Origin of the sequence: Amycolatopsis sp. NPDC049691, from assembly GCF_040675005.1 — a bacterium.
GTDB lineage: Bacteria > Actinomycetota > Actinomycetes > Mycobacteriales > Pseudonocardiaceae > Amycolatopsis.
In genome coordinates, this window is record NZ_JBFANX010000001.1 from 104170 (window position 1) to 114443 (window position 10274).

Annotated in this window: 11 protein-coding genes; 7 read left to right on the forward strand and 4 right to left on the reverse strand. The window is 73.2% G+C overall.

Annotated features, from left to right (window positions below):
* Positions 1 to 53: 53 nt before the first annotated feature.
* Positions 54 to 746: an organomercurial lyase gene (merB, locus tag AB0J40_RS00565; RefSeq protein WP_364445668.1), complete on the reverse strand. Its 693-nt coding sequence runs from the start codon at positions 744 to 746 to the stop codon at positions 54 to 56.
* 49 nt (positions 747 to 795) lie between these two features.
* Between merB and metF the strand changes: the two genes are divergently transcribed.
* The 3 genes from metF (at position 796) to AB0J40_RS00580 (ending at position 4796) form a co-directional block, all read left to right on the forward strand.
* The gene (gene metF, locus AB0J40_RS00570; protein ID WP_364445670.1) at positions 796 to 1680 is read left to right on the forward strand and encodes a methylenetetrahydrofolate reductase [NAD(P)H]; all 885 of its coding nucleotides are present in this window, start codon (positions 796 to 798) and stop codon (positions 1678 to 1680) included.
* A 42-nt stretch (positions 1681 to 1722) separates the two neighbouring features.
* Positions 1723 to 3405: a DUF885 domain-containing protein gene (locus AB0J40_RS00575; RefSeq protein ID WP_364445672.1), complete on the forward strand. Its 1683-nt coding sequence runs from the start codon at positions 1723 to 1725 to the stop codon at positions 3403 to 3405.
* A 521-nt stretch (positions 3406 to 3926) separates the two neighbouring features.
* Entirely contained in the window at positions 3927 to 4796 is an 870-nt protein-coding gene (locus AB0J40_RS00580) for an EamA family transporter (protein ID WP_364445673.1), read from the forward strand.
* A gap of 18 nt (positions 4797 to 4814) precedes the next feature.
* Here AB0J40_RS00580 and AB0J40_RS00585 read toward each other — a convergent pair whose 3' ends face one another.
* On the reverse strand, positions 4815 to 5387 hold the full coding sequence (locus tag AB0J40_RS00585) for a GNAT family N-acetyltransferase (RefSeq protein WP_364445675.1): 573 nt from the start codon (positions 5385 to 5387) through the stop codon (positions 4815 to 4817).
* Entirely contained in the window at positions 5384 to 5896 is a 513-nt protein-coding gene (locus tag AB0J40_RS00590; protein ID WP_364445676.1) for a YbaK/EbsC family protein, read from the reverse strand. The genes AB0J40_RS00585 and AB0J40_RS00590 overlap by 4 nt, the downstream gene beginning before the upstream one ends.
* A gap of 648 nt (positions 5897 to 6544) precedes the next feature.
* Between AB0J40_RS00590 and AB0J40_RS00595 the strand changes: the two genes are divergently transcribed.
* From AB0J40_RS00595 to AB0J40_RS00610, 4 genes are all read left to right on the forward strand, one after another.
* Complete coding sequence (locus AB0J40_RS00595; RefSeq protein ID WP_364447225.1) at positions 6545 to 6958, forward strand: SAV_6107 family HEPN domain-containing protein; 414 nt, start codon at positions 6545 to 6547, stop codon at positions 6956 to 6958.
* Positions 6948 to 7718 (forward strand): maleylpyruvate isomerase family mycothiol-dependent enzyme, encoded by a 771-nt coding sequence (locus AB0J40_RS00600; RefSeq protein WP_364445678.1) that lies wholly within the window; start codon positions 6948 to 6950, stop codon positions 7716 to 7718. The genes AB0J40_RS00595 and AB0J40_RS00600 overlap by 11 nt, the downstream gene beginning before the upstream one ends.
* Positions 7719 to 7777: 59 nt before the next feature.
* Positions 7778 to 8509 (forward strand): VOC family protein, encoded by a 732-nt coding sequence (locus tag AB0J40_RS00605; protein ID WP_364445680.1) that lies wholly within the window; start codon positions 7778 to 7780, stop codon positions 8507 to 8509.
* A 185-nt stretch (positions 8510 to 8694) separates the two neighbouring features.
* Positions 8695 to 9681: a GNAT family N-acetyltransferase gene (locus tag AB0J40_RS00610; protein ID WP_364447227.1), complete on the forward strand. Its 987-nt coding sequence runs from the start codon at positions 8695 to 8697 to the stop codon at positions 9679 to 9681.
* A gap of 79 nt (positions 9682 to 9760) precedes the next feature.
* Here AB0J40_RS00610 and def read toward each other — a convergent pair whose 3' ends face one another.
* Positions 9761 to 10261: a peptide deformylase gene (def, locus tag AB0J40_RS00615; RefSeq protein ID WP_364445682.1), complete on the reverse strand. Its 501-nt coding sequence runs from the start codon at positions 10259 to 10261 to the stop codon at positions 9761 to 9763.
* Between the last annotated feature and the right edge of the window lie 13 nt (positions 10262 to 10274).

Sequence of the window (10274 nt, forward strand, 5' to 3'; positions counted from 1 at the left end):
TCCTCGCGGAACCGGCGGGGTCGCGGGCCGCCGGGGCACCCGGATGTGGCGAATCAGACTCCGGCCGTGGCCGGGGCCCAGAACGGCCCGGTCAGGCCCGCCTCGGCGAAGTAGGCGACCGCGCTGTCCGGCTCGCGCCGCCGGTAGCCGCGCTCGAGCCGCCCCGCGTACCAGCCGCGGGCGAGCCGCCAGAGCGTGACGAGGTCCATCACGTACCCCTTGGCCTGCCCGGTCGCCGCGAGCCAGGCGTCCACACAGGACTCGCAGCAGAACAGCCGCTGGTTGCCGCAGGTGTGCAGCACGTCGTCCCACATCCGCGCCGCGGGCACGAGGAAGTGCGCCACCTGGGCGCCCTCCGGCGGTGCCGCCCGGTCCACGACCAGGGCGTGCGGCTGGCCGCAGCCGGGGCAGCGGGTCGCGACGAGCACCTCGGGCTCGTCGTCGACCAGGTGCGGGATGGCGAACGAGTCCCACGCGCAGCCGCCCCACCACAGCGTGTGCGAACCCATCACGGAGAACCCGAGTGACTTCGCGGCGAACGGGTGCGCCAGCACGACGTGCTCGCACTCGTCGAGCACCAGGTGGTGGGCGTCGGCGAGGCGGTGCAGCGCCTGCTTGGCGACGGCGAGGGACCCGCCCGCGGCGTCGGCCAGCTCCGGCCCGGTCGGCGCGCGGCCGCGGTCGGCGAAGGCGTGGTAAACGGCCAGGCGCACGTCTTCGTCCCAGCTCGCGTCGTCGTACCTCATCGCTCACTCCTGTATCGAGTCTAAAGCCGTGACCCTTAACATTCGAGGTATGACGTCGGTGATCGAGCGGTTGCGAGGAGACGGGCCGAAGTTCTCCATCGAGTTCTTCCCACCCCGGGACGCGGCGGACGAGACCGTCCTGTGGAAGGCGATCCGGGAGCTCGAGCCGTACGACCCGGCCTACATGTCGATCACCTACGGCGCCGGCGGCTCCAGCCGCGACGGCACGATCCGCAGCATCGCCCGCGTGGCCACCGAGACGACGCTGGTGCCGATGGCGCACCTGACCGCGGTCAACCACACCGTCGCCGAGCTGCGCAACGTCATCGGCTGGTACGCCTCCGTCGGCGTCCGCAACATCCTCGCGCTGCGCGGCGACCCGCCGGGCGACGTCTACGGCGAGTGGATCCCGCACCCGGAGGGGTTGACGTACGCCGAGGAGCTGGTGCAGCTGGTCCGGTCGCTGGGTGATTTCTGCGTCGGCGTGTCGGCGTACACCTACGGCCACCCGCGCTCGCCCGACCTGGAATCGGACACGAAGTACCTGGTCCGCAAGCTGCGCGCGGGCGCGGACTTCGCGATCGCGCAGCTGTTCCACGACGCCGAGGACTTCCTGCGGCTGCGCGACCGCGTCGCCGCGACCGGCTGCGACGTCCCGGTGCTGCCGGGGGTCATGCCGCTGACGACCATGCGGACCCTGCAGACGACGATCAAGCTGTCCGGCGCGCCGGCGCCCCGCAAGCTGCTGGACCGGCTCGAACCGCTGGCCGACGACCCCAAGGCGTTCCGCGCCGCGGGCATCGACGTCATCACCGAGCTGTGCGAGAAGCTGATCGCCGAGGGCGTGCCGAACCTGCACTTCTACACGTTCAACCGGTCGAAGGCGACGCGCGAGGTGATCGCGCGGCTGGGGCTCGTCCCGGCCCGTGCTTAAGTACGTACCACCGGGCCATGGTGGCCCGGTAGCGTGCGGCGCATGGCTTCTACTGCTTCCGATGGCGTGCACGGCATCTGTGACCGCTACGTCGACGACTACGCGGCCGCGGACCCGGTCGCCGCGACCGCCTACGGCATCAAGGGTCACGACGACCGGCTGACCGACTTCTCGGCGGACGGCTTCGCCGAGCGCGCCGGGCTGGCCGCGCGGGCGCACGCCGCCGTCACCGCCGCCGAGCCGCGCGACGCCGCCGAGCGCGCCGCCAAGGCCGTGTTCACCGAGCGCGTCGGCCTGGAGCTGGAGATCCACGAGGCCGGCCTGGACGTCGCGAGCCTGAACGTCATCTCGAGCCCGGTGCAGGAACTGCGGATGGCGTTCGACCTGATGCCGCTGGAGACCGAGCAGGACTGGTCGGTCGTCTCGGCCCGCCTCGGCGAGGTCCCGCGGGCGCTGGCGAACGTCCGCAGCGGCCTGCTCACGGCGGCCGACGCGGGGCACGTCGCGGCGTTGCGCCAGGTCGGCAAGGTCGCGGAGCAGTGCGAGACGTGGGCCGGGCTGAAGGACGAGAAGGGCTACTTCAGCCGGCTCGTCAGTGGCGCGCCTGGTTCGGCGCTCGCGGCGGACCTCACGCACCGCGCGCGGGCGGCCGAGGAGGCGTTCGCGGAGTTCGCCGGGTTCCTGCGCGCCGAACTGGCCCCGAAGGCCCCGGTGAAGGACGCCGTCGGCGAGGACGTCTACCGCCTGTGGTCGCGCTACTTCGTCGGCGCGGCGCTGGACCTGCGCGAAGCGTACGAATGGGGCTGGGCCGAGTTCGCGCGCATCGAGTCCGAGATGCGCGCGGTCGCGAACCGGATCAAGCCGGGCGCGTCCCTGGCGGAGGCCGCGGCGGCCCTCGACGCCGACCCGCGCTACCGCGTCCGCGGCCGCGCCGAGTTCGAGGCGTGGATGCAGCACCTGTCGGACGAGGCGCTGGAGTCGTTGCGCGGCAAGCACTTCGACATCTCCGACCGCGTGATGGCGCTGGAGTGCAAGATCGCCCCGCCGGGCGGCGGCGTCGGCGCGTACTACACGGGCCCGAGCGAGGACTTCAGCCGCCCGGGCCGCATGTGGTGGTCCCTGCCGGCGGGCCGCGACGAGTTCTCGACGTGGCGCGAAACGAGCACGGTGTACCACGAGGGAGCCCCGGGCCACCACCTGCAGATCGCGACGGCGGTGGACCAGTCCGAGGGGCTGAACAAGTACCAGCGCCTGATGGCGTTCACGTCGGGCCACGCGGAGGGCTGGGCGCTGTACGCGGAGCGCCTGATGGAGGAGCTGGGCTACCTGGCCGACGACGGAGACCTGCTGGGGATGCTGTCGGAGCAGCTGTTCCGCGCGGCCCGGGTGGTGGTGGACCTGGGGATGCACCTGGAGCTGGTGATCCCGCCGGGCACGCGCTTCCACGAGGGGTCGCGGTGGACGCCGGAGCTGGGCCTGGAGTTCATGCTGACCCGCACGATCACGGACCAGGCCCACGTGCGCGACGAGATCGACCGGTACCTGGGCTGGCCGGGCCAGGCCCCGGCGTACAAGATCGGCGAGCGGCTGTGGCTGGCAGCGCGAGCCGAGGCCCAGGGGCGCGCGGGGGCGGGGTTCGACATCAAGCGGTTCCACACGGAGGCGTTGAGGATGGGCGGGATGGGGCTGGACACGCTGCGGGAGCAGCTGGCCCAGCTGGACTGAGGGCTGGTGGCCGGACCCGCCGCTACCGCCGGCGGGGCCGGCCGCGCCACCTCCAGCGACGATCTTCGTAAAATCCATGCTCGGCTCCCCGCCGATCGGGCGGGGAGCCGAAGCCGGGTCAAGGGCAGCGCTGCGGCGCGCACGAGTCGCGTGACCGGCCCTTTCCTCGCGAAACCTGCCTTCCCTCAGGAATTCCAGGTAGGCCGCCGTTTTCCGGCGCCGGTCAGGCGAATCAGAAGTCGGTTGTCGGGCCGCAAGGGGATAGTCGAAGCGGGCCGGCCTTCGTGGAGACTGTCCGTGGCTGGAGACGGCGCTGAGTTGTCGGGAATTCGTTGGCCGTAGATGATGCGATCCGGGTAGCTTCCCCTCGTGCGCCGAATTCTCTTCGTCACCCCGCCGCCCCGCGACTGAGCGGGGTGGTCCTCCGCCGCGTGGCCTCCGGTGCCCGCGGCTGATTCGTCTTGCGCGCCGCCCCGCGTCGTCGAACTTCCTTTCCTTTCGACACAGACGCAGGAGCGTTCATGTCCCTCGTCCTACCCACGCGCGCCCGTTCTTCGGCCGCGCTCGTCCTCGCCGGGGTCCTCTGGGGCACCGGCGGTCTCGCCGGCTCGCTGCTCGCCCAGCTGGCCGACCTCCACCCGCTCGCCGTCGCCGCCTACCGGCTGCTCGTCGGTGGCGGGATCGCCACCCTGGCCGTCCTCCTCAAGGGCGGCACCTTCCCGCGCACCGCCCAAGCCGCGAAACGGCTCCTCGCCGTCGGCGGGCTGTTCGCGCTCTTCCAGGCGAGCTACTTCGCCGCCGTCGCGTTCAGTTCCGTCAGCATCGCGACCATGACCACGATCGGCGCGGCCCCGGTCTTCGTCACCCTCGCCGCGGTGCGGAAATCCGGCCGCTGGACGCTCGTCTCGGTCGCGGGCACCCTCGCCGGCCTGGCCCTGCTCCGCTGGTCACCCGAGGAACCCGCGCACCTCCTCGGCGGCCTCGGCTTCGCGCTGCTCGCGGCGGCCGGCTTCGCGGCTCTCACGCTGCTCACGGCGAAGCCGGTGATGGACCCGCTGGCCACGACCGCGTTCGGCTGCCTGGTCGGCGGCCTCCTGCTCACCCCCGTGGCGAGCTGGACGGGCATGGCGCTGCCGCTGCACGCCGACGTCCTCGCGGTGGTCTGCTACCTCGGCGCGGTGCCGACCGCGCTCGCCTACGCCGCGTACCTGCGCGGCCTCGCGACGGCGCACCCCGTCCTGGGCGCGCTGTCGGCGGTGCTCGAGCCGCTGACCGCCACGATCCTGGCCGCGGTGCTGTTCGGTGAACGGCTGGGCGTCACGGCCTGGTGCGGTGCCGCCGTGCTGGTCGCGGCGCTGGTGATCGGGTACTGGCGGCCGGAACCCCGGTAGCGGACGCTGCCCCTCGGCTCAGCGCGGGTCGAGGGGCAGCGAGCGCCCCAGGATCGCGAACGGCCGTGGGTCGCCGGCGAAGTGGTAGTCGCGCAGGACGTCGACGAACCCGGTCCGGCGGTAGAGCTTCCACGCCCGGCTGGTGCCCTCGGGCGTCGACAGCAGGACGTTCGCGCTCGGCACGCCGTCCAGCAGGCCGCGCAGCAGGTCCTCGCCGATCTGGTGGCCCTGGTTCTCCGGCTTGACGTGGATCTCGGTCAGCTCGAAGTAGTCCGACAGCCAGCGCTCGGCCGCTTCGGGTCCGAACCGGCGGCTCAGGCCGTGGCGGACCTGCTCGTGCCACCACTGCCCGGCCCGGCCGCGGTAGCCGTAGGCGAGGCCGAGCAGGACGTCGTCGGCGTCGAGCGCGGCCATGCAGCGCCAGCCCTCACGCAGCGCGTGGGTGAGCCACATCGGCGCGCGCTGCTCGGCGGTGCCCGCCGGGTACCGCATCGCCCGGACGTAGATGTCCAGTGCTTCGGGCAGGCGTGCGCGGAACTCGTCCGTCGAGAGCTGGACGTAGCGGGAGCAGCCGGCGGGCATCGCGGTCACGGCTGTTCATCTTCCTCCGCGCCGTCGAGCGCGCCGGGGGTGCCCCCGGTCAAGGCCACCAGCTCGGCGAAGGTGGTCGGGTAGACGGTCTTCGGGTGCCCGGCGGCGGCCCACACGACGTCGTGGGCGCGCAACGCGGTGTCGACGAGCGTCGGCAGCTTCGTGGGGTGCCCGGTGGGCGCGACGCCGCCGATCGGCTGCCCTGTGTGCGCCCTCACGAAACCGGCGTCGGCCTTGCCGATTTCGCCCCCGGCCAGGCGCTCGAGGGTGGCCGGATCGGCCCGGTGGGCCCCCGAGGTCAGGGCGAGGAGCGCGTTTTTGTCGGACCCCAGGCGGAAGATGAGGCTGTTGGCGATGGCCCCCACGGGCACGCCGAGCGCTTCGGCTGCCTGGGCGGCGGTCCGGACTTCGGCGGGCAGCACGCGGATGCCCTCGGCGGCGGCGTGCTGCCCGGCTTCGGCCAGCGCGGCCGCCACCTTGGCGACGGCGGGGTGGTCCAGCGAACTCATGAGCCTATGAGATCACGCCGCCGACCTGGTGTCCCGCGGGATTCCACCCCTGGGGTTGAGCGGACACCGGGTCGAGGGTTACTCTGGATTTTGTTCGAACAGACGTTCGACATCGGTGAGCGCGCACCGGTCAGGTGCCCGGCTCCGGGGCGGGGGAAGCGTCTCGGCGCCGGGCACATGATCGGGCTCACCCCGCGCAGGAGGAGGGTCGTCATGTCCGTCAAGGTCGTGTCCCCCACGGAGTCCGGGCAGCCGCAGCTGCCCATGTCGCTGCGCCCGCACACCGGGCGGTCCCCGCTGCGCCCGTCGGTATCGTCGGCCCCGCCGGTCCGGGGCTGCGCGGAGCCCCGCAAACCCCGGCGGCGCCCGGCGGATGCCGGCCAGCCGGAATTGCCGATGACCCCGGAGCCGGCTGCCGAGCCCCAGGTGCCGCTGCGCCCGCCGGTTGCCGGCACTGAATCCGCGGAGCAGCGGACTGAGCCGTCGCGGCCGGCCGCCGCGCCCATCGCGGAGTCTGTCGTGGCCGAGCCGGAACCGCCGATGCCCTCGCGCGCGCCTGCCGTCGGCGTGGAGCCCTCGTCGCATCCGTCGGAGCTACCCCTTCGCCCGCCCGCCGCCGATGCTGATCGCGAACAGTCCCAGCTGCCCATGTCCCTTCGGCCGCCCGCTCCGCCCGTTGCCGCCGGGCTGCTGGCCCAAGCCCGGCGCGGCCTCGCCGAAGCCGAACGCGAAACCGATCCCGTCGAACGGTTCGTCGGTGCCTACCTCGCCGCCCTGCGCGGGGCCGCCGCCGTGCTCGCTGCCCGGGGCCGCCCGCACCGGGGGCGTGCTCGGCCGGCCAGCACCTGGGTGCTGCTCGACTCCGTTGCCCCCGAACTGCGGGAATGGTCCGCCTTCTTCGCGAGCAACTCGGCCGCGCGCGCCGCCGCGCAGGCCGGGATCACCGGGAAGGTCACCGCCGAGTCGGCCGCCGGGCTGGTACGTGCTGCCACTCCGTTCCTCGAACTCGTCCGCCGTCTCGTGCACGGCCTTCCGATCACCGGGGAAGCCCATGTCGCGTGAGCACGGCCCGGTCGACCAGGGGCGGCTGCTCACGGCGTTGGGAATCGAAGGCCGGGTGCTGGCCGAAGCCGTCCAGGCGGCGCCGGTCGAAGCGCCCGTGCCCGCCTGCCCGGGGTGGTCGATCGGGGAGGTCGCCCGGCACGTCGGGAGCCTCTACCGGATGGTCCGGCGCCGGCTGGCCGACGGCCGCGGCCCGGAAGACTGGCAGCGCGACCCCGAACCGGGCCAGAGCCTGACCGGCTACCTGGAAACGGGTCTGACGGAGCTGCTCGACGAGCTCGCCGCGCACGACCCGGAGGACCACGCCGACACCTGGTGGCCGGCCGACCCGACGTACGGCTTCTGGCGACGCCGGATGCTGCACGAAACCCTGGTCCACCGCGTCGACGTCGAACAGGCCGCCGGCGCGGAGCCGCGCGGTATCGACGAAGACCTCGCGATCGACGGCATCGACGAGGCGCTCACGCTGTGGTTCGGCCAGAAACTGCCGATGCTGGGCCTGACCGGCACGAAGGCGGGCTCGGTCGGCGTGCGCACCGGCGCGCACAGCTGGATCGCCCGCGCCGGGCCCGACGTGACGGAGGCCTGGCGCTGCTCGGCCGAGGAGGCCGAGGCCGCGGACGACGTCGTCACCGCCGCCGAGCCCGAGCGCATCTACCTGTGGTTGTGGGGCCGGTCGTCCCTGACCTCGGTGACCGTGCGGGGCGTGCACGACCAGGCGGCCCAGCTCTGGGCGCTGCTGCGGCTCGCGACCCGATGACTCCGGTAGGTGGGGAAGCCGAACCGGAACTGTCGGGGGTGGCGGTTAGCCTGCGGCGCATGAACACGCGCCTGGTGAACCTGGTGATCGACGCGGCGCGGCCGAGGGTCCTCGCGGACTTCTGGGCCGCGCTGCTCGGCTGGCGCGTCGCCGTCGAGGAGCCGGACGAGGTCGACGTGCGCGCCCCGGAGACCGACGGCTGGGACCTGGACCTCGTGTTCGTCCCGGTGCCCGAGCCCAAGGAGGTGAAGAACCGGATCCACCTGGACCTGGCGAGCACGACGCCCGCGGACCAGGCCGAGCTGGTGGCGCGCGCCCTGGAGCTGGGCGGTCGCCGCGTCGACCTCGGGCAGGGCGCCGTGCCGTGGGTCGTGCTGGCGGACCCGGAGGGCAACGAGTTCTGCGTCCTCGAGCCACGCGACCGGTACGCCGGAGCGGGCGCGGTCGCGTCGATCGTGGTCGACGCCCACAACCCGGAAAGCCTGGCCGGCTTCTGGACCCGGCTGACGGGTTGGCCGATCAGTGCTCGCGAGGGCGACGCCCTGGTCGGGCTGCGTGCGCCGTCGGGTCGCGGGCCGTGGCTGGAGTTCCTCCGCAACGGCGACGTGAAGCGGGTCAAGAACCGGCTGCACCTCGATGTCGCGCCTCCGGCGGGCGCCGACCACGGCGAGTCGGTGGCCGAGGTGGTGGCCGCGGGTGCGGCACCCGCCGACCTCGGCGGCCCGGACCTGCCGTGGCGCGTGCTGATGGACCCGGAAGGCAACGAGTTCTGCGTGCTGACACCGCGCTGAGGCGTTTCGCCCGCGTTGCCGAGCCGTCCCGAACGCTGATCTGCGCGAAACACCCGCGTCCCGGAGCGGCAACACACGCGGGGGACCGTGGAGTCATGGAGACCTCCAGAGCGTTGCCCCAGCTCGGTCCGGCGGCCGACGTCGACGCGGCGGGTGCGCCGTCGGCGTGGCGGGTGCGGATCCGGATGCACGACCACCCCGGCACCCTGGCCCGCATCGCGATCCGGCTCGCCGATCTCGAGTGCAACATCCTCGGCCTGACCGTGCTGCCCGTGCCCGGCGGTGTGCTCGACGAGATCGTCCTGCGCCCGGCGACCGGCCTGCCCCGGCGGCACCTCGTCGACGCCATCCGCGCCGAGGGCTGCGAGTGCACGGCGATCATCGACGCCGACGTCCACGAGCTGGTCGACCCGTCGTCGTCGACGCTGCTCGCGGCCCGGCGCGCGATCGACGACCCCGCCCGGCTCGCCGAGGTGCTGAAGGACGTGCTGGCCGCGGACGTGGTCACGCGCGTCCCCGCGGCCGAGGCGAACCCGGGCCGCACCGAAAGCGGGCACCGCGCGGTGTTCGCGCTGGGCGGGGACGCGCTGGTGGCGCGGCGCCGCTGGGCGCCGTTCGTGCAGCTGGAACTCACCCGCGCCGAAGCGCTGGTGACGTTGCTGGGCGCGGCCGCCCGCAACGTCGCGGGCCCGGTGGTGCTCAACCGCCCGGACGGCGCGGCGATCGTCCTGCGCAAGGGCGTCCCGGCCGACGCGGAGGCGGTGTCCGAACTGCACCGCCGCTGCTCGACGGCGACGCTCTTCCGGCGCTACCACACGGGCGTCCGCACGGTCCCGCGCCGCTGGCTGCACCGGTTGCTGGTGCCGCCGCGCGGCACGAGCGTGCTGGCGGTGTTCGGCCGCGAGGTGATCGGGCTGGCCCAGCTGATCCCGTCGGCTTCCGGCGGCGCGGAGATCTCGCTGCTGGTGGAGGACGACTGGCAGCGCCAGGGCATCGGCACGGAGCTGCTGTCCCGCCTGGCGGTGCTCGCGGAGGCCCAGGGGATCACGGAGCTGCGAGCGGACTGCCTGTCCGGCGACGACGTGCTGCCCCGCACGGCGGCCCGCGCGGGCCTGCGCGCGGAACGCTCGGCCGAGGAGAGCACCCAGCTGCGGATGTTCCTGCGCGACTGAGGGCCGGTCGCGCGGGCAGCGACCCGCGAGAGCCGCGGTGGCCCGGCCGATCCGCGTCCGCCGGCGCCGGCTCAGCTGGTCAGCGCTTCCAGAACCAGTCTTTGTCGCGTGCTTCGCGTAGCGCCGTCTTCTTGCGGTCGGCCGTCAGGCGGTCCAGGTAGAGGATGCCGTCGAGGTGGTCGGTTTCGTGCTGAAGGCACTGGGCCAGCACGTCTTCGCCCTCGACCTCGATCGGCTCGTTGTGGATGTCGACGCCGCGGACCTTCGCGTGCATCGCCCTCTTCGTGGGGAACCACAGCTCCGGGACCGACAGGCAGCCCTCGTTGATCTCGTGCGTCTCCTCGGACAGCTCGACGATCTCCGGGTTGATCACGTACCCCGTGAGCCCGGCGACGTCGTAGCTGAAGATGCGCAGCCCGACGCCGATCTGCGGTGCCGCCAGCCCGGCGCGTCCGGCGGGTTTCACCGAGTCGACCAGGTCGCGCACGAGCGCTTCGAGCTTTTCGTCGAACACGGTGACCGGATCGCAGACGGACTTGAGGATCGGGTCGCCGAAATAGCGCAGTTCGCGCATCGCCATGAGCAGAACATCC